The following is a 22,657-nucleotide window of genomic DNA, read 5'->3' on the forward strand; positions in this document are numbered from 1 at the left end:
ATCCATGTTCCGACACGGGGAAAGGTGGATTGCTTCGTCGCTTCGCTCCTCGCAATGACGGCGGGGAGGGATCGTCACTCCGCCACCAGCGCGTTCATGTGCTCGACAGCTTCGACGAACTCTTCCTTGAACTCCTGCACCACGGCGCCGGCGGATTTGACGCTGTCGATCAGGCCGACGCCTTGGCCGACGAAATAGCTGACGAGATCGCGGGCCTTCTCGTTACCACCAGCTGCGGCGCGGTCGATCGCGTTGAAGGCGTCGCGGCTGATGATGCTTTGCAGCGGCATCGGCAGCGCGCCGGGGCTCTCCGGCGCGCGGTCCCAGGCGTCGGTCCAGACCGAGCGGAGCTGCCGCGCCGGCTTGCCGGTGCGGCCCTTGGAGCGCACCGCGTCGCGCGAGGAGGCCGCGATCATCTTCTCGCGGAAGATCTCCGAGGTCTCCGATTCCACCGTGGCCAGCCACACCGAGCCGGTCCAGGCGCCGGCCGCGCCCATCGCCATGCAGGCCGCCATCTGGCTGCCGGTCATGATGCCGCCGGCGGCGAGCACCGGCACGTCGCGGATCTTTTTGACCGCCTTGATCACCTCCGGCACCAGCACCATGGTCGAGACCTCGCCGCAATGGCCGCCGGCCTCGGTGCCCTGCGCGACCAGGATATCGACACCGGCCGCGACCTGGCGCAGCGCGTGCTCCTTGGAGCCGACCAACGCCGCCACCGGCACGCCGTGCTTGCGCCCCATCTCGATCATCGCCTTCGGCGGTACGCCGAGCGCATTCGCGATCAGCCGGATCGGATGCCGGAACGAGACCTCGAGCAGTTGCAGCGCGGTCTCGGCGTCGAACGGCTGCGGCTGGTTGTCGGCGACGTTCCGGCTGGTCAGCTCGATGTCGTATTTCTTCAAGAGATTGCGGGTGAAGTCGCGATGCTCCTGCGAGACCCGCGCCTCGAGGCTCTTCCAGGTGACGTTCTTCTCGCCCGCGGTCGAGATGTTTTCCGGGATCAGCACGTCGATGCCATAAGGCTTGCCGTCGACATGCGCGTCGATCCACGTCAACTCCTGCTCCAGCGTCTCTGGCGAATGCGCGGTCGCGCCTAGCACGCCGAAGCCGCCGGCGCGGCTGACCGCCGCCACCACGTCGCGGCAATGGCTGAAAGCGAGCAGGGGGAAGTCTATCCCCAGCATATCGCAGATCGGTGATTTCATGGACTGGTTCTCTCCCGGCGGCTGCTTCTTGTGCTTGTTGGCGTCAGCCGCTGCAACGCTAGCGCATCACGGTCCGCGAAGCCAAGCGGGTTTCGGCCACGGCGATCTTGCGTGCAGGCGCTGCTCCGGCTGCATCCCTCGCAGCGCATTCCGCTGGATAGAAAATGCGATCCGCGGGGTGGGCAAAGCGCAGCCCGCGCACCATCTAGTGCGGACATGGGGATGGGTACGGCGCCGCCGCGCCACCTGGCAAGAACATGAATCGGGAGCCAACGACGTGAATGACATTCCTGCCTACGAGCCGCCGAAAGTCTGGACCTGGAACAAGGAGAGCGGTGGGCGCTTCGCCAGCATCAACCGGCCGATCGCCGGTCCCACCCACGACAAGGAACTGCCGGTCGGCCGCCATCCGCTGCAACTCTACTCGCTGGCGACGCCGAACGGCGTCAAGGTCACCGTGATGCTGGAAGAGCTGCTGGCGGCGGGTCACAAGGGCGCGGAATACGACGCCTGGCTGATCAAGATCGACGGCAACCAGTTCGGCAGCGGCTTCGTCGCGGTCAATCCGAACTCGAAGATCCCGGCGCTGATGGACCGCAGCGGAAAGGAGCCGATCAGGGTGTTCGAGTCGGGCTCGATCCTGGTGTACCTCGCGGAAAAGTTCGGCGCGTTCCTGCCGACCGACGTCAAGACCCGCGCCGAAACCTTCTCCTGGCTGTTCTGGCAGATGGGCGCCGCGCCCTATCTCGGCGGCGGCTTCGGCCATTTCTACGCCTATGCGCCGACCAAGATCGAATACGCCATCGACCGCTTCGCGATGGAGGTGAAGCGCCAGCTCGACGTGCTCGACCGCCGGCTCGCCGACAACGAGTATCTCTCGGGCGATGTCTACACCATCGCCGACATGGCGGTGTGGCCCTGGTACGGCAGCCTCGCCAAGGGTCTGCTTTACGGCGGCGGCGAATTCCTCTCGGTGCAGGACTACAAGAACGTGCAGCGCTGGACCGATGCGATCGCGGCACGGCCCGCGGTGAAGCGCGGACGCATGGTCAACCGCACCTGGGGCGAGCCGTCGAGCCAGCTCCATGAGCGCCACGACGCCAGCGATTTCGAAACGAAGACGCAGGACAAGATCGGCGAGCCGGTGGCGTCGTGACGAAACGCGTCATGGCCGGGACAAGCCCGGCCATGACGAAATGACAGCTTTGCCAACCCGCCCTGCGATCACCCCAACAGATCGTCATACTCCGGATGCTTCTTCATGAAGCCCTGGATGAATTCGCATTTCACGACGAGCTTGATGCCCTGCGCGCGGACGGCGTCGAGCGTGGCGCGTGCGAGCTTGGAGCCGATCCCGCGGCCGCCAAGCTCCGGCGGCACCTCGGTGTGCACAAGCGTGATCGTGTCCGGCGTCTTTCGGTAGAGCACGAAAGCGGTTGAGCCGTCGACGGCGAGCTCGAACCGGCTCTGCGCTTCGTTGTCGCGGAATGTTTCGCTCATTGTCTGATCCTCTATTTCTTTGTGCCCTCGGCCGCGGGAAACACCACGCGGTCGTCGGTGCGGCAGTAGCGGTCGGCGAACATGCGGCCGATCGGGTGGTAGCGCTCCATGTGGACGCGCATCGCCTCGCGGTCCCACAATTCGTCGCGAATGTGGAAATGGATGCCTTCGCCCATGATCAGCTGGCGGTCGCCATTGACGTCGATCAGCTTCCAGGTCTTGCACTCCATCGCGAACGGCGCCTGGGCGAGGCGAGGGACTGCGATCTTGCTTGAGGGCGCGAGCTTGAGGCCGAGATAATCGGGCTCGCCGATCTCGGGCGGGAAGTCGCCGGAGGTCTCATGCATCGCGCGCGCCAGCGGCTCGTCGGTCAGGTTGACCACGAATTCGCCGAGACGCTGGATGTTGACCAGGGTGTCCTTCTCGCGGCCGTCGGGCCTGCGGTTGACCGCGAACATGCAGAGCGGCGGATCCTCGCAGAACACATTGAAGAACGAGAACGGCGCCGCATTGACCACGCCGTCCGCGCTCGTGCTCGTCACCCAGGCGATCGGCCGCGGCAGCACGAAGGAGGTCAGCACCTTGTAGCGTTCGCGCTGGGTGAGGTCGCTTGGGGAATATTCCATGGGATGTCCGGAAGTTCGTAGGGCGGGTTAGCGAAGGGTAACCCGCCGCGAGCGGACCGCAAAGCAAAAGGCGGGTTACGCTCGCGCGAACCCGCCTTGCAGACTTGCTTGTTTGTTTTTGTTCCTTGGAGCGCTCTTCCCTTACCTCGCCCCGCCTGCGGGGAGAGGTCGGATCGCATCGTCAGATGCGATCCGGGTGAGGGGGATTCTCCGCGAGACTATCTCTCACCGTGCTTGCGGAGGCAGCCCCTCATCCCGGCCTTCTCCCCACAAGAGCGGGGAGAAGGAGAAGAAGCGACTACGGCATGCTCAGTTCGTGGCGGCCGACCACCATCCAGTGCACCTCGTCCGGACCGTCGGCGAAGCGGAGATGGCGGACGTCCTGGTACATTTCGCCGAGCGGCGACCACTGCGAGATGCCGGTGGCGCCGTGCATCTGGATCGCCTGGTCGATCACCTTGCAGGCGCGTTCGGGCACCATGGCCTTGACCATCGAAACCCAGACCCGGGCTTCCTTGTTGCCGAGTACGTCCATCGCCTTGGCCGCCTTCAGCACCATCAGCCGCATCGCCTCGATCTCGCAACGCGCCTGGGCGATGATCTGCATGTTGCCGCCGAGATGGGCGATCTTCTTGCCGAAGGCCTCGCGGGTCAGGCCGCGCTGCACCATCATGTCGAGCGCCTTCTCGGCCTTGCCGATGGTGCGCATGCAGTGATGGATGCGGCCCGGTCCGAGGCGGACCTGCGAGATCTCGAAGCCGCGGCCTTCGCCGAGCAGCATGTTTTCCTTCGGCACCTTGCAATTGTTGAAGCGCAGATGCATGTGGCCGCGCGGCGCGTGGTCGTGGCCGAACACATGCATGGGCCCGAGGATCTCGACGCCGGGGGTGTCGATCGGCACCAGGATCTGCGACTGCTGCTTGCTCGGCGCGGCATCGGGATTGGTCTTCACCATCACAATCATGATCTTGCAGCGCGGATCGCCGGCGCCGGAGATGTAATACTTCTCGCCGTTGATCACCCACTCGTCGCCGACGAGCTTTGCGGTGGTCGAGATGTTCTTGGCGTCGGAGGAGGCGACGTTCGGCTCGGTCATCGCATAGGCCGAGCGGATCTCGCCATTGAGCAGCGGCTTCAGCCACTTCTCCTTCTGCGCCTTGGTGCCGACGCGCTCCAGCACCTCCATGTTGCCGGTGTCGGGCGCCGAGCAGTTCATGGTCTCGGAGGCCAGCGGGCTCTTCCCGAGCTCGGCGGCGATGTAGGCGTAGTCGAGGTTGTTGAGGCCTTCGCCGGTTTCTGCATCGGGCAGGAAGAAGTTCCAGAGGCCGACTTCCTTGGCCTTGTCCTTGGCCTTCTGCAGGATCGCGAGCTGCTCGTCCGTGAAGCTCCAGCGGTTGGTCTTCTTCTCGCCGGCGCGATAGAACTCGACCGACATCGGGTCGACCGTGTCGCGGATGAACTGCTTCACATGGTCGTAGAGCGGGCGGACCTTGTCCGACATGCGCAGGTCATTGAGCTCGTCGCCCGGACTGAGCGTGTAGTTCGTGGTGCGCGGCACATAGGCATGTTTCACTGTCTTTTCTCCCTCGCGAAGGCGCGTTTCGCGGCGGACAATAGACGCGTGCGACGCCAAGCGCGAGTACCGATTTTCCGATCACCTCTACCGCATCGCGGAATTTAGCGACGGCGTTTCAAACGTTGTTTGAACGCCGCCGCGTGCAGCGTGAAAGATTCCGGCGGACGCCGGTTAGCTCATCCGGTGCATCGCGCAGATCTTGTTGCCGTCGAGGTCGCGCAGATAGGCAAGATAGAGCTTCACGCCAGAACCTTCCCGTACGCCCGGCGGGTCCTCGCAAGGCTTGCCGCCATTGGCGACGCCGGCCGCGTGCCAGGCATGGACCTGCTCCGGCGAAGAGCAGGCAAAGCCGATCGTGCCGCCATTGGCATGCGTCGCCGGTTCGCCGTTGATCGGCTTGGACACCATGAAAATGCCGGCCTTGGTGAGGTACATGATGCGGTGACCGTCAACCCGGGCCGGCCGGACATCGAGCGTGCCGAGCAGCGCATCATAGAACGCCTTGGCCTTGTCCAGATCGTTGGTGCCAACCATCACGTGTGAAAACATCTGAAATATCCTCCCTGCTTGTTAAAAGCCGCCTCATTGCGTCCCTTGCGGCTCAAACGCTAGCAGCAGTTTTGCCGCGACGGAAGCGACGCTGCGTCGCGCGTTGTTCTATCCGTCGCTCTCCGGCCGTCATTCCACGCCGCGCAACTGCGCCGCGAGAGTGCGGATGTATGACTCAACCGCGCGCCACATATTCAGCGTCGTCCCGTTGAAGGCCGGGACCCATAACTACCGATGTCATTTGTGGTGCGATGCTGGTACGACGAGTCCCGTTCACAACATCCGCCGCGGCGTATGGGTCCCGGCCTTCGCCAGGACGACGGCGTTGATGCGGCAAGAGCCGGGCTAGAACGCCGTGTACCCGCCGTCGATCACAAAACAATCCGCCGTATGATAGGACGACGCCTTGCTCATGATGTAGACGGCGATGCCGCCGAAATCGCTCGGCTCGCCGAAGCGGCGCAGGGGGATGCGCGGCATCACATTGGCGACGAACTTGTCGTTGGCCATGATGCCGGCGGTCATGTCGCTCTTGATCCAGCCGGGCAGGATCGCGTTCGCCGTGACGCCGTGGCGCGCGAGCTCGACGCCGAGTGCGCGGCACAGCGCGTTCAGCGCCGCCTTGGTGCCGGCATAGTGCTCATTGCGCGCGGTGCCGAACAGCGAGGCGAGGCTCGAGGTGGCGACCAGCCGGCCGAACTTGTCGCCGGCCTCGGCGCGGTCGGTCATGTGGCGTGCCGCAGCCTGGAATACGTGAAACACGCCGTCGAGATTGGTCGCGAACATCTTGCGCCATTCCTCCTCGGTGCGGTCGATGAAGGCTCTACGTCCGCCGCCGCCGATGCCGGCGTTGGCGAAGCAGCCGTCGACGCGGCCGAAGGTGTCCAGGGTTGCCTTCATCGCGGTCTTGACCGAGCCGGGATCGCTGACGTCGCAGAATTGCGTCGCGACCTTGCCGGGGCCGGCCTTCATCGAGGCCGCGGCGTTGGCGTTTTTTTCCGCGTTGCGGCCCCAGATCGAGACGTTGCAGCCGGCGGCGTTCAGCGCCTGCGCGATGCCGAGGCCGATGCCGCCGTTGCCGCCGGTGATGACAGCGACGCGGCCGGTGAGATCGAAGATGCCACTCATTGGGGTTTCCATTTGGTTTGGTGCGCGCTAATCACGCGTTCACGGATGGGCTTGCCGCCGACCATGGACAAGCCCGGCACAAAAATCAAATATGGGTCGAAGCATCGACCTACCGCGGTACCCGCCGCCGAAACAACGTGAAGAGGAAACCATGCAGTTCAAGCACGTCACGCTCGACTTCGACGGATCGGTCGCGATCCTGAGGCTCGACCACCAGGAAGTCATGAACGCGGTTTCGATCGACATGCTGGGCGGGCTTGCAGAAGCGCTCGATGCGATCGACGACAGGCGCGATGAGGTGCGCTGCCTGGTGATCACGGGCGCGGGCCGCGCCTTCTGCACCGGCGCCAATCTGCAGGGCCGCAACCAGCAGAAGCCCGGCAAGAGCAATGCCGGCGCGGCGCTGGAGACCGCGTTCCATCCGTTCCTGCGCCGATTGCGTAAGCTGCACTGTCCGATCGTGACGGCGGTGAACGGTCCGGCCGCCGGCGCCGGCATGAGCTTCGCCCTGATGGGCGACCTCATCCTGTGCGCGCGCTCGTCCTATTTCCTGCAGGCGTTCCGCCGCATCGGCCTGGTGCCGGATTGCGGCTCGACCTGGCTGTTGCCCCGGCTGATCGGCAAGGCGCGCTCGGTCGAGCTGTCGCTGCTCGGCGAGCGGCTGCCGGCCGAGAAGGCGCTGGAGTGGGGTCTCGTCAACCGCGTCTATGACGACGCCGCGCTGATGGAAGAAACCATGAAGCTCGCGCACGATCTCGCCAACGGCCCGACGGTGGCGTTGTCGCTGATCCGCAAGCTCTATTGGGACAGCCCGGAAAATACCCTCGAGGATCAGCTCAATCTGGAATTCGAGTCGCAGCGCCTTGCCGGTAGCGCCGAGGATTTCAAGGAAGGTGTCACCGCATTCCTCGAGAAGCGGCCGGCGAAGTTCAAGGGCAAATGATCGAGACCGAGCTCACCCGCTGCGTCGCCTCGTTTCATCCAGGCGCAACCGGCGTCACCGGCGCCGCAAAACTCTCCGGCGGCGCCAGCCAGGAGACCTGGTCGTTCGACATCGTGCACCCGAACGGCACTGTCGGCGCGATCCTGCGCCGCGCGCCGCCGGGCTACGGTGCCGCGCCGGGCCGCGCCGCCGGCCTCGATGCCGAGGCGACGCTGATGCAGCTCGCGCATGACGCGGGCCTGCCGTCGCCGAAGGTGATGCATGTCTTGAGGCCGGAGGACGGCCTTGGCCGCGGCTTCATCATGGCGCGGGTCGAAGGCGAGACCATCGCGCGGAAAATTTTGCGCGACGAGGGATTTGCCGGCGCGCGGCCGATTCTCGCCCGCCAGCTCGGCCGCGTCATCGCCGGCATCCATGGCCTGCCGAAGGCCAAGCTGCCGAAGCTGCGCAGCCTGACCGCGACCAGGGAGATCGAGGATCTCTCCCGCGAGTATCACAGCTTCAACTGGCCGCGGCCGGTGTTCGAATTGGCGCTGCGCTGGCTGCGCGATCACGATCCCGGTCCGTCGTCGGAGACGACGCTGGTGCATGGCGATTTCCGCCACGGTAATCTGATCATCGGTCCCGATGGGGTGCGCGCGGTGCTCGACTGGGAGCTCGCGCATACCGGCGATCCGATGGAGGATCTCGGATGGATCTGCGTCAACTCATGGCGCTTCGGCGAGATCGACAAGCCGGTCGGCGGTTTCGGCACGCGCGAAGATTTGTTCGCGGGCTATGAGGAAGCCGGCCGCAGGGCCGACCCCGAGCGCGTGATGTTCTGGGAAGTGATGGGCACGCTGCGCTGGGGCGTGATGTGTTGCGGCATGATGCAGCGCTTCCGAAGCGGCCCGGATCACTCGATGGAGCGCGCGATGATCGGGCGGCGCGCGTCGGAGACCGAGATCGATCTGCTGCGGTTGCTGGCGCCGCGCGCATGATCCCGAAACGTGGAGACCGGTCTTCGGAATCGATCATGCGCAAGAAAGAGAGCAAGTGACATGCAGGACGAACCGACACCCACCGAACTGATCAAGGCCGTCGCCGACTTCCTGCGCAGCGAGATCGCGCCCGCGATCAAGGGGCACAACGGCTTCAAGCTGCGCGTCGGCATCAACGCGCTCGACCTGGTGACGCGGCAGCTCGCGCTCGCCGAGGCCGGCGATGCGACCGAGGCCGCGCGGCTGAAGCAATTGCTGGGCACCGACGGGACGCTGATGGAGCTGAACCGCGTGCTGTCGGGGAAGATCGCAGGTGGCGAGGTCGATCTGAAAACGCCGGGGCTATCGGAGCATCTCTGGCAGACCACGATGGACAAGCTCGCCGTCGACCAGCCGAACTACGCGTCCTACAAGCGGGAGCTCGGAAAGTAGGATGGGTAGAGCGAAGCGAAACCCATCAGGACCACGCGCCAAGCCTCGATGGGTTTCGCTACGCTCTACCCATCCCACGTCGTCATGACAGGATTGCCGTCATTCCGGGATGGTGCGTCAGCACCAGACCCGGAATCTCGAGATTCCGGGTTCGATGCTTCGCATCGCCCCGGAATGACAGAAGGGACGTGCTACCGCCCCAGCCACTTCGGCGGGCGCTTCTCTGAAAACGCCTTCGGGCCCTCGATGTAATCCTGCGAGGCGGCCATCGCCTTCACCGCCGGATAGTCGCGCTGCTCGGCCAGTGCCTGCTCGAGCGAGACTTCGAGACCCTTCTGGATCGCCTGCTTGGAGGCGCGGATCGACATCGGCGAGTTCTTGGTGATGGTCTCGGCCCAGCGCTCGGCGGCTGCCAGCGCCTCGCCCTGCGGCACCACCTCGTTGACGAAGCCGAGTTCGAGGCCTTCCTTGGCGCTGACATGGCGGGCGGTCAGGATCATGCCCATGGCGCGCTTCAGCCCGATCTGGCGCGGCAGCCGGTGCAGGCCGCCGGCCAGCGCAGCGAGGCCGACGCGCGGCTCGGGCAGGGCGAAGGTCGCATTCTCGGAAGCGATGATCAGATCGCAGGCCAATGCGATCTCGAAGCCGCCGCCCATCGCGACGCCGTTGACTGCGGCGATGATCGGCTTGTCGCAGTCGAAGCGGGTGGTCAGGCCGGCGAAGCCGCCCTTGTCCCAGCCGCGCTTGCCTCCGGCAGCCTGCCATTTCAGGTCGTTGCCGGCGCAGAACGCCTTGTCGCCGGCGCCGGTGACGATCGCGACCCACTGCTCGGGATCGGCGGAGAACTCGTCGAACACCTTGTTGAGCTCGAAATGCGCGTCGATATGCAGCGCGTTGTAGACCTCGGGCCGCGACAGCGTCACGATGGTGATGGGACCCCTGCGCGTCACCTTGGAGAATTTCAGATCCATGTTTGCTCCCGTCGATTTTCTGCGGCGAAGAATATTGCTGATATCCTAGCGCCTGCGCGTCGTTCCGTGCCATCCAATTACGCAAGGCGACCGCGCGTGCAAGCCTCGCTCGCCTGCTTGACTTGGCGACAGGCTTCTCACCTTAATCGATCCGAACGCGGATGCGCGACAGCGTCTAGACGCAAAATCAGAATCAACAATATTTCCGGGAGAGACCGCCTTGGATTTCAACTTGCCGGCTGACCTGACAGCCTATCTCGCTGAGCTCGATCGCTTCATCGAACGCGAGATCAAGCCGCTGGAAGAGGCTGACGACAACATCCGCTTCTTCGACCATCGCCGTGAATGGGCGCGCACCGATTTCGACAAGGGCGGCCTGCCGCGCCATGAATGGGAGCTCTTGCTGCGCAAGGCCAAGAACCTGGCCGATGCCGCCGGCCATCTGCGCTTCGCGATCCCGAAGCGCTATGGCGGCAAGGACGGCTCCAACCTGTGGATGGCCGTGATCCGCGAACATTTTGCCTCAAAGGGTCTCGGTTTGCACAACGACCTGCAGAACGAACACTCGATCGTCGGCAATCTGCCGATCGTGACCATGCTCGACCGCTACGGAACCGACGAGCAGAAGGCGATGATCGACGGCTCGATCACCGGCAAGTACCGCATCACGTTCGGTCTGACCGAGCCCGAGCACGGCTCGGACGCCACCCATATGGAAACCAAAGCGGTTCAGGCCACGCGCGACAACGTCAAGGGCTGGATCATCAACGGCGAGAAGATGTGGACGACAGGCATGCATGTCGCCACGCACTGCGCGCTGTTTGCCCGCACCTCGGGCAATGACGGCGACGCGCGCGGCATCAGCTGCTTCCTGGTGCCGGCGAAATCGGCGGGGGTGAAGGTCGAAGAGTATATGTGGACCTTCAACATGCCGACCGACCATCCGCGGGTCAGCTTCACCGATGTGTTCGTGCCGGAGGATGCGCAGTTCGGCGAGGTCGGCCGCGGCCTGTCGCTGGCGCAATGCTTCGTGCACGAGAACCGCATCCGCCAGGCGGCGAGCTCGCTCGGCGCTGCGGTGTACTGCATCAATGAGACCGTGAAATATGCTCGCGAGCGCAAGCCGTTCGGCAAGGCGCTGGCCGAGAACCAGGCGATCCAGTGGCCGCTGGTCGAGCTCGCGACCCAGGCCGAGATGCTGCGGCTGTTGATCCGCAAGACCGCCTGGGAGATGGATCAACTGACCCAGGCGCAGGTCGAGCACACGCTGTCCGACCGGGTCTCGATGTGCAATTTCTGGGCAAACCGTCTGTGCTGCGAAGCCGCCGACCGCGCGATGCAGGTGCATGGCGGCATGGGCTATTCGCGCCACAAGCCGTTCGAGCACATCTACCGCCATCACCGCCGCTATCGCATCACGGAAGGCAGCGAGGAGATCCAGAAGCGCAAAGTGGCGGGCTTCCTGTTCGGCTACATGGGAGCCGGCAAGCACTAACGCAGAGGAGGCGGCATGAGCATGGAAGGTGGATGCACCTGCAGAAACGTCCGCTACCGCCTGACCGGCAGGCCGCTGATCGTGCACGCCTGCCACTGCACCTGGTGCCAGCGCGAGACCGGCACCGTGCACGCGCTCAACGCGTTGTACGAGGCCGAGCGGGTCGAGCATATCGCGGCCGAGCCCGAGATCGTCGACACGCCCTCGGCGAGCGGCAAGGGACAGAAGATCGCGCGTTGCCCCATCTGCAAGGTCGCGGTGTGGAGCAACTATCCAGGCGCGGGACCGGCGGTACGCTTCGTCCGCGTCGGCACGCTGGATGATCCGAGCCAGTGCCCGCCGGATGCTCACATCTTCACCTCGTCGAAGCAGCCCTGGGTGACGTTCCCGCCGGGCGCGAAAGTGTTCGCCGAGTATTACGATCGGAAAGAGGTCTGGCCGAAAGAGGCGCAGGAGCGGTGGCGCGTCTTGCGGGAGAGGACGGGGAAGAAGTGAAGTGCGACACTCCCTCCACCGTCGTCCCTGCGAAAGCAGGCGAAAGCAGGGACCCATAACCACAGTCGGCTATTGGTTGAACGAGATGTGGCCCCAGCGTCGACAGACAATGAACAACGATGGTTATGGGTCCGGCTCGCGCTTCGCTTGGCCGGGACGACAGAGACCGCTAGTTCACCTGCCGGTCCTTGCCCGCCCAGTAAGGTTCACGCAGGCTCCGCCGCAGGATCTTGCCCGACGGGTTGCGCGGCAGTGCCGGGATGAAGTCGACCGATTTCGGCGTCTTGTAGCCGGCGATCCGCTCGCGGGTGAAGTTGATGATGTCGGTCGCGGTCGCGCTCTTGCCCGGCTTCATCACCACCACGGCCTTCACCGCCTCGCCCCATTTGTCGTCGGGGATGCCGATCACGGCCGCTTCCGCCACGTCCGGATGGTCGCACAGCGCGCTCTCGACCTCGGCCGGATAGATATTCTCGCCCCCGGAGATGATCATGTCCTTGATGCGGTCGTGGATGTAGAGATAGCCGTCCTTGTCCATGTAGCCGGCGTCGCCGGTGCGCAGCCAGCCGTCGCTGTCGATGGTGCGCGCGGTGGCCTCGGGCAGATTCCAGTAGCCGGCCATGTTGGAGCCGGAGCGGGTGGCGATTTCGCCGACTTCGCCCGGCGGCAGCGGCTTGCCGTCCGGATCGAGAATCGCAAGCTCGATGCCGGGCAACGCCTTGCCGGCGGAGCGCATGCGATCGAGCCCTTCGATATGGTCCTCCGGCGGCAGCGCGACGATGGTACCGGTGGTCTCGGTCATGCCGTACATCTGCACGAAGCCGCATTTGAAGACTTCGATGCACTCCTTCAGCAGTGCCGCCGGAATCGGGGAGGCGCCATAGAGCATGTATTTCAGGCGGGAGAAGTCGACCTGCCGCGCGCGCGGCTGCCGCACCACGAACTGCATCGCGGCCGGCACCATGAACAGCTTTGTGATGCCGGACTGCTCGAAGAAGTCGAGCACCTTGGTCGGGTCGAACTCGCGCGCGATCACGCCGCGGGCGCCGTGATAGAGCCCCATCACGCCCCAGCCGGAGCCGCCGATGTGGAAGATCGGCATCGCGACCAGCGAAACGTCGTCGGTGGTCCAGCGGTTCCATTCCGGCTTCTCGGCCTCGTTGCCGCTTTGCACGAGGTTGAGGAAGTTGGCGTGTGACAGCATCGCGCCTTTCGGCTTGCCCGTCGTGCCCGAGGTGTAGAGCTGGATCGCGATGTCCTTCGGCTCGATCGCAACGCGCGGGTCGTCGCCGCCCTGCGCATCGCGCCAGGCGACGAAGGCGGGCCATTCCGGCGCGCCGCCCTCGGTCGTGATGATGGTGCGAACGCTCGGCAGCTTGTCGCGGATGTTGCGCGCCTGCGTGATGAATTCGGGGCCGACGAACAGGACGGGGGCCTTGCAGTCGTCGACGATGAAGGCGACTTCGGGGCCTGCAAGGCGCCAGTTCACCGGCGCCATCACCACACCGGCCTTCATCGCGCCCATCAACAGCTCGAAATAGAAGTCACTGTTCTTGCCGAGATAGGCGATGCGCTCACCCTTCTCGACGCCCATCGCGATCAGCGCGTTGGCGACGCGGTTGGTCTTGATGTCGAACCCGGCGAAGCTGGTTTGCCGTCCCTCGAATTCATAGGCCAGCGCGTCGCCGCGGCTCTTGGCGCGCTCGCGCACCATGTCGGCAAGATTGGTTAGTTTCTGCGCGTCGGACATGTTCCCCCGTGACGTCTTGTTTTGGTTGCACGGAGTGTGGCGGCATCGCGCGGGAAAAACAATACGGAGGAATTGGCCGCGCTGTTTCAACATCGTCGTCCCGGCGAAGGCCGGGAGGTGGATTCACATTCGAAGTGCAACACTTGAGCAAAGGACTCGGCAGGCGTGCGGTAGTCAAGGCATTTGCGCGGGGTGTTGTTGTAGGCGGCGATGAACTGGCGGAATCTGGCGGTCGAGAGGGTTACGAGATCCGTCTTGCGGGGAATAAAGCGGCGCATCCTGCCGATGGCGTTCTCGATGCCACCCTTCTGCCAGGGGCATGGGGATCGCAGAAGAAGGTCGCGATCGAGAGGCGGTGCAGCGCCAGGTGAGCGGCGAACTCGGTGCCGTTGTCGAAGGTAACGCTCTGGCGCAGCTCTTGTGGAAGGGGCGCGAAGAAGCCCACGAGATGGCGGGCGACACCGCGCGCGACCTTGCTGGCAAGGCGGATGCCGAGCAACAGCCGCGAGGTGCGCTCATGCACGGTCAGCACGGCCTGACCGTATTTCGAGAACATCATCAGGTCGGCCTCCCAGTGTCCGGGCACGCTGCGGTCGGCCGCTTCGAGCGGCCGATTTGCCAGGGATACACGGCCTTCGATGAAGCTTGCGGGGCTGCCGCCCCGCTTGCCGCGGCAGCCGCGCTTGCTCTTGGCGCGCGGCAGATAGCGCCGCCAGTTGAAGTCCGTGGTGCGCCTGAGTTGGCGATAGATGAAGCGGTAGATGGTCTCGTGGGAGATCACCTTGCGCCCGTACTCGCGGGCCAGCCGGCCAGCGACCTGCTCGGGCGACCAGCCGCAGCGAAGGCGTTGCAACACCGCGCGGCGCAGGCCGGGCTCCCGTTCGAGGCGTCCGCCCGTCCAGCGCCGCGCTCGCATCTGGTGCTGGGCATAGCTCGGCTTGTAGCCGACCTGGCTCCCCCGATTGCGCCTCAGTTCCCGAGAGATCGTTGATGGCGAGCGATCCAGAGCTGCCGCGATTTGCCGGACCGAGCTGCCATTGGCCGATAGGCAGGCAATCTCGCATCGGTCGTCCAGAGAGAGCTGCTTGTAAGTCCGCCCCATGGCAACACCTCCTCAAGGAAGTGTTGCACTTCGTTTGTGAACTCAGGGGACCCATAACCACGAATCTGTATGTGGCGCGACGCTGGAGCCACAGCGAGCTCGACAACGCGCAGCGGTGGTTATGGGCCCTGCTTTCGTGTTTGGTCCCTGCAGATTGGTTGGATGGAATCGGTGTAGAACGAGGCGTGGCCTTTGTTAGGGAGCGCCTCGTGTCATGGAACTGAGCTTGCACGCGAACGCCACGACGACGCCGAAGACACGTGCCTACATCCAGCGCAGCCGGAAGTCGGTCGCTCAGTTGGCGGCCGAACTGGGGGTCAGCGAGACCACGATTTATCGCTGGCGCAGCCGCACGACGGTCGAAGACCGCTCGCACCGGCCGAAGAACCTCACGACCAGCCTCTCCGCGGTTGAAGAAAGGGCCGTTTGCGAACTGCGGACGTCGCTCCAATTGCCGCTGGACGACATCGTTGAGGTGATGCGGCGATGCATCAACGCCAAGCTGTCCCGTAGTGCTATTCACCGCTGCCTGCAGCGCAATGGCATCAGCCGGCTTGCCAAGCCTGACAAGCCCAAAGCCGGCGTCTTCGAGAATGCCAGTATCGGCTTCATCCATATCGACGTGAAGTATCTGCCGGCACTGCAGCGCCGCACTAGCTATGCCTTTGTCGCCATCGACCGAGCCACCCGCTACGTCTTTGTCGAGGTCCATTCCAAGCGGGACGGAGCGACCGCGACCGGTTTCCTTAAGCGCTTCCTGGCTGATTTTCCGCACCAGGTTCACACTATCCTCACCGACAACGGTGCCGAGTTCACCGACCGCTTCGCCGTCGACAAGAAGAACAAGCCGCCCGGGAAGCCTTCCGGCGACCACCCCTTTGATCAACTCTGCCGACAGTGCGCCATCCAGCATCGCCTGACCAAGCCCTACCATCCGCAGACCAACGGCCTCGTCGAACGTTTCAACCGGCGCATCGCCGAAGCCATTGGCCGCGAAACAAAGCGTGGCAGCGCCCGGCGGACCTTCATCGATCACGCCGATCGAGACACCTTCATCGCCAAATTCGTCCACGACTACAATCGAACCAGGCTCAAATGCCTCCGCTACCAGGCCCCAATGCGGGCCCTCGCCAATCATACGGGACCAAACACTTTCGCAGGGACGACAGTAGTGATTGAGGAGCAAGCGCGGGCCTCAGCCCCGCGCCGCGCGATCCTTCTCGTTCTGCGCCTTGATCGACTCGCGCGCCTTGGTCCAGTCGTCGTCGCTCCAGTCGCGGAGCTGATAGAAATTACCGCCCATCGCGAGCGCCTGCGCGCCGTCCATGGCGATGGTCTCGCCGTTGATCCAGTCGCAGCCGCCGGAGATCAGGAACACCGCGAGGTTCTGCAATTCCTCCATGGTGCCGACGCGGCCCATCGGGTTCATCGCCTTGGTGCGCGCACCGGCCTCGTCGCCGGGCTTGATGCGCTTGCTCATGCCCTCGGTCGGGATCTCGCCGGGCGCGATGGTGTTGAGGCGGATGCCGTGACGGCCCCATTCGATCGCAAGCGACATGGTCATGGCGTGGATCGCCGACTTGCTCATGGCCGACGGCACCACATAGGGCGAGCCGTTGCGCACCCAGGTCACGGTGATCGACACCACGTTGCCGCGATGGCCGCCGGCGATCCAGCGCCGGCCCACCGCGTGCGTCACGTAGAAGGTGCCGTGCATCACGATATTGGCGACCGCATCGAAGCCGCGCGGCGACAATTCTTCCGAGCGCGAGATGAAATTGCCGGCGGCGTTGTTGATGAGATCGGTGAGGGGGCCGCTGGTGGTCCAGATCGCCTCGATCATCTCGTCGACCGCCATGGCGTTGCGGATATCGACGCCGTGGCTGACCACGCGCCCGCCATGCTCGGCCATCAGCTCGGTGGCGGTTTCGTCGCACACGCTCTTGCGGCGGCCGCAGATATGCACCTCGGCCCCGAGCTGCAGGAACCGCGAGGCCATGGACTTGCCGAGGCCGGTGCCACCACCGGTTACCAGTATGCGCCGCCCGGCAAGAAGCTGATCAGAGAACATCGTTTCCTCCACGGGGGTTGTCAGTTAATTGGTCGATTGACTAAAAGCGGACAACGGCCTTTCTGTAAAGCGCCAACAAGGAACAGCGGAGGAGATTTCAATGGAAGATCGCGTTTCGATATCGATTTCGGACGGTATCGCCGATGTCCGCCTGGTGCGGGCGGACAAGATGAACGCGCTCGACGCCGCGATGTTCGAGGCATTGGTGGCCGCAACCGACCGGCTTTCCAGGGAAAAAGCCGTTCGGGTGGTGGTGCTGTCCGGCGAGGGCCGGGCGTTCTGCGCCGGGCTCGACATGGGCCGTTTCGCCGCCATGAAGGATGGCGGTAACGGAGTGCCGGGCGGCGAGAAGCGCGATCTCACCGTCCGCACCCACGGCAAGGCCAATTTCCCGCAGCAGGCGGTCTGGGGCTGGCGCCAGCTTCCGGTGCCCGTGATCGCAGCGGTTCACGGTGTCGCGTTCGGCGGCGGCTTCCAGCTCGCGCTCGGCGCCGACATGCGCTTCCTCTCGCAGGATGCACGGATGTCGATCATGGAAATCAAATGGGGTCTTGTGCCCGACATGGCGGGCACGCCGATTCTGGCGAGCCTCGTGCGCGACGACATCCTGCGCGAGCTCACCTATACCGGTCGCATCTTCTCGGCGCAGGAGGCCCAAAGTTACGGCCTTGCCACCCGCGTCTGCGACGACCCGCGCGCCGCGGCGCTCGAAGTCGCGCGCGAGATCGCCGGCAAGAGCCCGGATGCGATCCGTGCCGCCAAGCGCGTGCTCAACAATCTGTCGGTCGACCCGGCGGCCGCGCTGCTCGCGGAATCGGTCGAGCAGCAGAAATTGCTCGGCAGCCCGAACCAGACCGAATCCGTGCGCGCCAATCTGGAGAAGCGCGCGCCAAGGTTTGTGGATGCGGGGTAACGACCGCAGTCATTCCGCAGCGGTGCGCAGCATCGAACCATGGTGCGCAATTGCGCACCGGAGAATCTCGAGATTCCGCGTTCGCGCTCTGCGCGCCCCGGAATGACATTTAACCCGACGAAAGATCGGACAACGACAATGGAAACGTCCCAGCCCTTCCTCGGCATCGTCAGCGGCGGTCGCCGGCGCGATCACGCTGCAGTGGCCGAGCGCGCCGACCGTATTGCCAGCGGCCTCAACGAGCTCGGCGTCAAGCCGGGCGACAGCGTCTGCATGCTGATGCGCAACGACATCGCCTTCATCGAGGCTGCCTATGCCGCGATGCGGCTCGGCGCCTATGGCGTGCCGATCAACTGGCACTTCAAGCCGGAGGAGATCAACTATGTGCTGACGGATTCCGGCACGCGCGTCTTGATCGGTCATGCCGACATGCTGCATCCGCTGCGCGGCGCGATCCCGCCCGGCGTCATCGTGCTCAGCGTGCCGACGCCACCGGAAATCCTCGCCAACTACAAGATCAATCCCGATCATCTGGCGACACCGGATTTCGCGATCAATTTCGAAGCCTGGCTGGCGCAATTCCCGCGCTATGACGGCCCGGTAGTGCCGCAGCCGCAGAACATGATCTACACCTCGGGCACCACAGGCCATCCGAAGGGCGTGCGCCGCTTCGCGCCGACGCCGGAGCAGACCGCCAATGCGGAAGCAATGCGCGCGATGATCTACGGCCTGAAGCCCGGTGCACGCGCGATCCTGCCCGGACCGCTCTACCATTCCGCGCCGAATTCCTTCGGCTTGCGCTCGGGCAAGCTCGGCGGCGCGCTGGTGCTCATGCCGCGCTTCGACGCGGAGGAGTTTCTGCAGTTGATCGCGCGCGAGCGGATCGACACCATCTTCATGGTGCCGACGATGTTCATCCGCCTGATGAAGCTGCCCGAGGAGGTGCGCCGCAAGTACGACATGTCATCGCTGCGTCACATCATCCATGCCGCCGCGCCCTGTCCGCCCGACGTCAAGCGCGCCATGATCGAATGGTGGGGGCCGGTGATCTATGAATTCTATGGCTCGACCGAGTCAGGCGCGGTGACCTTCGCCAATTCCGAGGACGCGCTGAAGAAGCCCGGCACGGTCGGAAAGATCTCGCCCGGCGCCGAGCTGCGCTTCATCGGCGACGACGGCAAGGAGGTGCCGCAGGGCCAGATCGGCGAGATCTATTCGCGGATCAAGGGCAATCCCGATTTCACCTATCACAACAAGGCCGAGAAGCGCGCCGAGATCGACCGGCAGGGATTCATCACCTCGGGCGACGTCGGCTATATCGATGCCGACGGCTACGTCTTCATCTGCGATCGCAAGCGCGACATGGTGATCTCGGGCGGCGTCAACATCTATCCGGCCGAGATCGAGGCGGTGCTGCATGCCGTCCCCGGCGTGCACGACTGCGCGGTGTTCGGCATTCCCGATGCCGAGTTCGGCGAGGCGCTGATGGCGGTGGTCGAGCCGCAGCCCGGCGTCGCGCTCGACATCGCCTCCGTCCGCGCCCAGCTGAAGACCGCGCTCGCCGATTACAAGGTGCCCAAGCACATCGAGATCCAGACCAGCCTGCCGCGCGAGGATTCCGGAAAAATCTTCAAGCGCCGGCTGCGCGATCCCTATTGGGAGCGGGCGGGGCGGAGGATCTAGCCCCACAAAACTCGCCGTCGTCCCGGGCAAGCCAACGGGTCGGCGCGAAGCGCCGCCTGATGACAGGCTCCGCGCGACCCGGGACCCATAACCACCAATCTCCGTGTTGCGCGCTGCAGTAGCCCCAGCTTGCTTCGACCGCAGCCGCCGGTGGTGATGGGTCCCAGCTTTCGCCGGGACGACATTGGTGTGTGTGCACCGCCACCAAGTTCATCTTGCGCTGCGGCAAAAAAAGCGCACACTCGGGAGGAGCCGGGCAGCCTCCGGAGTAGCCGAGCCATGTCTCCCCAGGTAATGCCTCCCCAGACCATGCCGCCCGAGACGGAAATCCGCGCCAAACGTGCCGCAGAGGCCAGCCTTCTGGAAGCGACTGCGCAGGAGGAGGATGCGCGGCTCCGGAACGACATCCGCCTGCTGGGGCGCGTTCTCGGCGACACCGTGCGCGACCAGGAAGGGGCCGATGCATTCGACTTGGTCGAGCGCATCCGCCAGACCTCGGTTCGCTTCCATCGCGACGAGGACAAGCTGGCGCGGCGGGAGCTGGAGAGCATCCTCGACGGCATGTCGATTGCCGAGACGCTGCGGATCGTCCGCGCCTTCAGCTATTTCTCCCACCTCGCCAACATCGCCGAGGACCAGAACAACATCCGCCAGATGCGCAGCCGCGGCCCGAGCGGGGCGCCGCGGCCGAGCACGCTGGAACAGACGCTGGTGCATGCCCGTCAGGCCGGCATCAGCCCGGCCGATTTGCGCAGCTTCTTCAAGAGTGCACTGGTCAGCCCGGTATTGACCGCGCATCCGACCGAGGTCCGCCGCAAGAGCACGATGGACCGCGAGATGGAGATCGCCGATCTGCTCGACCGCCGCGAGCGGCTGCAGATGACGCCGGACGAGAGCGAGGCCAGCGACGAGCAGCTTCGCCGCGCCGTGGTGACGTTGTGGCAGACCAATCTGCTGCGCCGGACCAAATTGACCGTCCTCGACGAGGTCGCCAACGGCCTGTCGTTCTACGACTACACCTTCCTGCAGGAGGTGCCGCGGCTGCATTGCGCGCTGGAGGACCGCCTGAACAAGGAGGGCGGCGAGGCCGGCGAACTCGCTTCCTTCCTCAGGATGGGAAGCTGGATCGGCGGCGACCGCGACGGCAATCCCTTTGTCACCGCGGAGGTGATGCGCGGCACGCTGCGCCTGCAGTCGAGCCAGGCGCTCAACTTCTACCTCGAGGAGCTGCATGCGCTTGGCGCCGAATTGTCGCTGGCGGCGCATCTCGCCGACGTCTCGGACGAGCTGCGGAGCCTCGCCGAGCGTTCGCCCGACACCTCACCGCATCGCAGCGGCGAGCCGTATCGTCTGGCCGTATCGGGCATCTATGCGAGACTTGCGGCGACAGCCTCCCGGCTCGAGGTCGAGACCACGCGGCCGCCGGTCGGCAAGGCCGAGCCCTATGCGCGCGCCAGGGAATTCCAGGCCGATCTCGACGTGCTCAACCGCTCGCTGATTGCGAACAATTCCAGCGTGATCGCGCGCGGCCGGCTGCGGCTGTTGCGGCGGGCGGTGGATTGCTTCGGCTTCCATCTGGCGCGACTCGACATCCGCCAGAACTCGGCGGTGCACGAGCGCACCATCGCCGAACTGTTCGACACCGCCAATCCGGGGATGTCCTATTTGGCGCTCGGCGAGGACGCCCGCGTCAGCCTGCTGCTCGGCGAGCTGCGCAATGCGCGGCCGCTGGCCTCGCCCTTCGTGAAATATTCCGAGGAGACCCAGAGCGAGCTCGCCGTGTTCCGAGCCGCGGCCGAGGCGCACGCCAGGTTCGGGCCGGAGGTGATCTCTCAATGCATCATCTCGATGTGCCAGGGCATGTCCGACATGCTTGAGGTCGCGGTGTTGCTGAAGGAGGTCGGGCTCGTCAACCCGTCCGGCCGCAGCGCCGTCAACATCGTGCCGCTGTTCGAAACCATCGAGGATCTGCAGGCCTCCAGCGGCATCATGGACCGCATGCTGGTGCTGCACGACTATCGCAAGCTGGTCGACAGTCTCGGCAGCGTGCAGGAGGTGATGCTCGGCTATTCCGACAGCAACAAGGATGGCGGCTTCGTCACCTCGGGTTGGGAGCTCTACAAGGCAGAGATCGGCCTCGTCGAGGTGTTCGAGCGCCACGGCGTGCGGCTGCGCCTGTTCCACGGCCGCGGCGGTTCGGTCGGCCGCGGCGGCGGCCCGAGCTATGACGCGATCATCGCGCAGCCCGGCGGCGCCGTGAACGGCCAGATCCGCATCACGGAGCAGGGCGAGATCATCTCGTCGAAATATTCCAATGCCGAGGTCGGCCGCAGCAATCTGGAAATCCTCGCCGCGGCGACGCTGGAAACCAGTCTGCTGCAGCCTCGGCAGAGCGCGCCGCGCCCCGAATATCTCAAGGCGATGGAGGAGATTTCCGCGCTCGCCTTCAAGGCCTATCGCGGCCTTGTCTATGAGACCGAAGGCTTCGCCGATTATTTCTGGGGCTCGACCGTCATCAACGAGATCGCGACGCTGAACATCGGCAGCCGCCCGGCCTCGCGCAAGAAGACCCGCGAGATCGAGGACCTGCGCGCCATTCCGTGGGTGTTCTCCTGGGCGCAATGCCGGCTGATGCTGCCGGGATGGTATGGTTTCGGCAGCGCGGTCGAGAGCTGGATATCAGAGCATCCGGAGCAGGGCATGGCGTTCCTGCAGGAGCTCTATCGGGAATGGCCGTTCTTCCGCACGCTGCTCTCCAACATGGATATGGTGCTGGCGAAGAGCTCGATCGCGATCGCCTCGCGCTATGCCGAGCTGGTGCCTGACGTCGCGTTGCGCGAGAAGATTTTCGGCCAGATCCGCCGCGAATGGCACCTGTCGATCGAGACGCTGCTCGACATCATGGGGCATGACCGGCTGCTGCAGGGCAACCCGCTGCTGGAGCGCGGCATCCGCAACCGCTTCCCGTACATGGATCCGCTCAATCACGTGCAGGTCGAGCTGTTGAAGGAGTATCGCGCGCAGAACCCGGACGAGCAGGTGCTGCGCGGGATTCAGATCACGATCAACGGGATTTCGGCGGGGCTGAGGAATAGCGGCTAGCTAGCTGTCGTCCCGGCGAAGGCCGGGACCCATAACCACGACCGGGAGTGTCGTGAACGATGTGGGCCCCAGCTTTCTTCAACAACCAACTACAGTGGTAATGGGTCCCGGCCTTCGCCGGGACGACGGTTAG

General features: G+C 64.7%; 18 protein-coding genes and 2 pseudogenes. 10 read left to right on the forward strand and 10 right to left on the reverse strand.

The window, feature by feature from the left end:
* Positions 1–74: 74 nt before the first annotated feature.
* Positions 75–1,208: a nitronate monooxygenase gene (locus ACVI1L_RS27075; protein WP_141339434.1), complete on the reverse strand. Its 1,134-nt coding sequence runs from the start codon at positions 1,206–1,208 to the stop codon at positions 75–77.
* 277 nt (positions 1,209–1,485) lie between these two features.
* Between ACVI1L_RS27075 and yghU the strand changes: the two genes are divergently transcribed.
* On the forward strand, positions 1,486–2,364 hold the full coding sequence (gene yghU / locus ACVI1L_RS27080; RefSeq protein WP_057015744.1) for a glutathione-dependent disulfide-bond oxidoreductase: 879 nt from the start codon (positions 1,486–1,488) through the stop codon (positions 2,362–2,364).
* A 68-nt stretch (positions 2,365–2,432) separates the two neighbouring features.
* On the opposite strand, the gene ACVI1L_RS27085 is transcribed toward yghU, so the two are convergent.
* From ACVI1L_RS27085 to ACVI1L_RS27105, 5 genes are all read right to left on the reverse strand, one after another.
* Complete coding sequence (locus ACVI1L_RS27085) at positions 2,433–2,708, reverse strand: GNAT family N-acetyltransferase (RefSeq protein WP_456784303.1); 276 nt, start codon at positions 2,706–2,708, stop codon at positions 2,433–2,435.
* An 11-nt stretch (positions 2,709–2,719) separates the two neighbouring features.
* Positions 2,720–3,334, reverse strand: a complete 615-nt coding sequence (locus tag ACVI1L_RS27090; RefSeq protein WP_057015743.1) for a flavin reductase family protein — start codon at positions 3,332–3,334, stop codon at positions 2,720–2,722.
* A gap of 298 nt (positions 3,335–3,632) precedes the next feature.
* Complete coding sequence (locus ACVI1L_RS27095) at positions 3,633–4,907, reverse strand: acyl-CoA dehydrogenase family protein (RefSeq protein ID WP_076827195.1); 1,275 nt, start codon at positions 4,905–4,907, stop codon at positions 3,633–3,635.
* Between the two features lie 174 nt (positions 4,908–5,081).
* On the reverse strand, positions 5,082–5,459 hold the full coding sequence (locus tag ACVI1L_RS27100) for a VOC family protein (RefSeq protein ID WP_057015741.1): 378 nt from the start codon (positions 5,457–5,459) through the stop codon (positions 5,082–5,084).
* A 345-nt stretch (positions 5,460–5,804) separates the two neighbouring features.
* A complete protein-coding gene (locus tag ACVI1L_RS27105; RefSeq protein WP_016845858.1) occupies positions 5,805–6,587 on the reverse strand; it encodes an SDR family NAD(P)-dependent oxidoreductase in 783 nt (260 codons plus the stop codon).
* Positions 6,588–6,738: 151 nt separating this feature from the next.
* Between ACVI1L_RS27105 and ACVI1L_RS27110 the strand changes: the two genes are divergently transcribed.
* Genes ACVI1L_RS27110 through ACVI1L_RS27120 form a run of 3 tightly spaced genes read left to right on the forward strand, consistent with a single transcriptional unit; the run spans position 6,739 to position 8,942 of the window.
* Complete coding sequence (locus tag ACVI1L_RS27110) at positions 6,739–7,530, forward strand: enoyl-CoA hydratase/isomerase (protein WP_057015740.1); 792 nt, start codon at positions 6,739–6,741, stop codon at positions 7,528–7,530.
* Positions 7,527–8,510, forward strand: coding sequence for a phosphotransferase family protein (locus ACVI1L_RS27115; RefSeq protein ID WP_057015739.1), 984 nt, complete (start codon positions 7,527–7,529; stop codon positions 8,508–8,510). The genes ACVI1L_RS27110 and ACVI1L_RS27115 overlap by 4 nt, the downstream gene beginning before the upstream one ends.
* A gap of 60 nt (positions 8,511–8,570) precedes the next feature.
* Entirely contained in the window at positions 8,571–8,942 is a 372-nt protein-coding gene (locus tag ACVI1L_RS27120; protein WP_229189420.1) for a DUF6285 domain-containing protein, read from the forward strand.
* Positions 8,943–9,133: 191 nt separating this feature from the next.
* Here ACVI1L_RS27120 and ACVI1L_RS27125 read toward each other — a convergent pair whose 3' ends face one another.
* Positions 9,134–9,913, reverse strand: coding sequence for an enoyl-CoA hydratase-related protein (locus ACVI1L_RS27125; protein WP_076827202.1), 780 nt, complete (start codon positions 9,911–9,913; stop codon positions 9,134–9,136).
* Positions 9,914–10,133: 220 nt separating this feature from the next.
* Between ACVI1L_RS27125 and ACVI1L_RS27130 the strand changes: the two genes are divergently transcribed.
* Both ACVI1L_RS27130 and ACVI1L_RS27135 read left to right on the forward strand, forming a co-directional pair.
* Positions 10,134–11,408, forward strand: coding sequence for an acyl-CoA dehydrogenase family protein (locus tag ACVI1L_RS27130; RefSeq protein ID WP_456784304.1), 1,275 nt, complete (start codon positions 10,134–10,136; stop codon positions 11,406–11,408).
* 15 nt (positions 11,409–11,423) lie between these two features.
* The gene (locus ACVI1L_RS27135; RefSeq protein ID WP_057015736.1) at positions 11,424–11,903 is read left to right on the forward strand and encodes a GFA family protein; all 480 of its coding nucleotides are present in this window, start codon (positions 11,424–11,426) and stop codon (positions 11,901–11,903) included.
* Between the two features lie 169 nt (positions 11,904–12,072).
* On the opposite strand, the gene ACVI1L_RS27140 is transcribed toward ACVI1L_RS27135, so the two are convergent.
* Together ACVI1L_RS27140 and ACVI1L_RS27145 are read right to left on the reverse strand one after the other, a co-directional pair.
* Positions 12,073–13,653 carry a fatty acid--CoA ligase gene (locus ACVI1L_RS27140; RefSeq protein ID WP_456784305.1) on the reverse strand — a complete coding sequence of 527 codons (1,581 nt, stop codon included), beginning with the start codon at positions 13,651–13,653 and terminating at the stop codon, positions 12,073–12,075.
* An 86-nt stretch (positions 13,654–13,739) separates the two neighbouring features.
* A pseudogene (locus ACVI1L_RS27145) lies at positions 13,740–14,755 on the reverse strand (IS30 family transposase).
* A gap of 214 nt (positions 14,756–14,969) precedes the next feature.
* Here ACVI1L_RS27145 and ACVI1L_RS27150 point away from each other — a divergent pair.
* Positions 14,970–15,869, forward strand: a pseudogene (locus ACVI1L_RS27150) (IS481 family transposase); the annotation flags it as partial.
* 81 nt (positions 15,870–15,950) lie between these two features.
* On the opposite strand, the gene ACVI1L_RS27155 reads toward ACVI1L_RS27150, so the two are convergent.
* Complete coding sequence (locus tag ACVI1L_RS27155; RefSeq protein ID WP_018270548.1) at positions 15,951–16,826, reverse strand: SDR family oxidoreductase; 876 nt, start codon at positions 16,824–16,826, stop codon at positions 15,951–15,953.
* Between the two features lie 100 nt (positions 16,827–16,926).
* Between ACVI1L_RS27155 and ACVI1L_RS27160 the strand changes: the two genes are divergently transcribed.
* The 3 genes from ACVI1L_RS27160 (at position 16,927) to ppc (ending at position 22,524) form a co-directional block, all read left to right on the forward strand.
* Complete coding sequence (locus ACVI1L_RS27160) at positions 16,927–17,739, forward strand: crotonase/enoyl-CoA hydratase family protein (RefSeq protein WP_456784306.1); 813 nt, start codon at positions 16,927–16,929, stop codon at positions 17,737–17,739.
* A 138-nt stretch (positions 17,740–17,877) separates the two neighbouring features.
* The gene (locus tag ACVI1L_RS27165) at positions 17,878–19,422 is read left to right on the forward strand and encodes an acyl-CoA synthetase (protein ID WP_456784307.1); all 1,545 of its coding nucleotides are present in this window, start codon (positions 17,878–17,880) and stop codon (positions 19,420–19,422) included.
* A gap of 294 nt (positions 19,423–19,716) precedes the next feature.
* Positions 19,717–22,524, forward strand: a complete 2,808-nt coding sequence (gene ppc / locus ACVI1L_RS27170; protein ID WP_253610066.1) for a phosphoenolpyruvate carboxylase — start codon at positions 19,717–19,719, stop codon at positions 22,522–22,524.
* The last annotated feature ends 133 nt before the right edge of the window (positions 22,525–22,657 follow it).

This window comes from Bradyrhizobium sp. USDA 4516, from assembly GCF_054055915.1.

What these genes read in the sequence shown, in the direction of transcription:
- ACVI1L_RS27140 (WP_456784305.1), bottom strand. Translation starts at nt 13,653, where the DNA reads ATGTCCGACGCGCAGAAACTAACCAATCTTGCCGACATGGTGCGCGAG.
- ACVI1L_RS27120 (WP_229189420.1), top strand. Translation starts at nt 8,571, where the DNA reads ATGCAGGACGAACCGACACCCACCGAACTGATCAAGGCCGTCGCCGAC.
- ACVI1L_RS27085 (WP_456784303.1), bottom strand. Translation starts at nt 2,708, where the DNA reads ATGAGCGAAACATTCCGCGACAACGAAGCGCAGAGCCGGTTCGAGCTC.
- ACVI1L_RS27100 (WP_057015741.1), bottom strand. Translation starts at nt 5,459, where the DNA reads ATGTTTTCACACGTGATGGTTGGCACCAACGATCTGGACAAGGCCAAG.
- ACVI1L_RS27125 (WP_076827202.1), bottom strand. Translation starts at nt 9,913, where the DNA reads ATGGATCTGAAATTCTCCAAGGTGACGCGCAGGGGTCCCATCACCATC.
- ACVI1L_RS27115 (WP_057015739.1), top strand. Translation starts at nt 7,527, where the DNA reads ATGATCGAGACCGAGCTCACCCGCTGCGTCGCCTCGTTTCATCCAGGC.
- ACVI1L_RS27160 (WP_456784306.1), top strand. Translation starts at nt 16,927, where the DNA reads ATGGAAGATCGCGTTTCGATATCGATTTCGGACGGTATCGCCGATGTC.
- ACVI1L_RS27135 (WP_057015736.1), top strand. Translation starts at nt 11,424, where the DNA reads ATGAGCATGGAAGGTGGATGCACCTGCAGAAACGTCCGCTACCGCCTG.
- ACVI1L_RS27155 (WP_018270548.1), bottom strand. Translation starts at nt 16,826, where the DNA reads ATGTTCTCTGATCAGCTTCTTGCCGGGCGGCGCATACTGGTAACCGGT.
- ACVI1L_RS27075 (WP_141339434.1), bottom strand. Translation starts at nt 1,208, where the DNA reads ATGAAATCACCGATCTGCGATATGCTGGGGATAGACTTCCCCCTGCTC.
- ACVI1L_RS27165 (WP_456784307.1), top strand. Translation starts at nt 17,878, where the DNA reads ATGGAAACGTCCCAGCCCTTCCTCGGCATCGTCAGCGGCGGTCGCCGG.
- ACVI1L_RS27105 (WP_016845858.1), bottom strand. Translation starts at nt 6,587, where the DNA reads ATGAGTGGCATCTTCGATCTCACCGGCCGCGTCGCTGTCATCACCGGC.
- ACVI1L_RS27110 (WP_057015740.1), top strand. Translation starts at nt 6,739, where the DNA reads ATGCAGTTCAAGCACGTCACGCTCGACTTCGACGGATCGGTCGCGATC.
- ppc (WP_253610066.1), top strand. Translation starts at nt 19,717, where the DNA reads ATGCCTCCCCAGACCATGCCGCCCGAGACGGAAATCCGCGCCAAACGT.
- ACVI1L_RS27090 (WP_057015743.1), bottom strand. Translation starts at nt 3,334, where the DNA reads ATGGAATATTCCCCAAGCGACCTCACCCAGCGCGAACGCTACAAGGTG.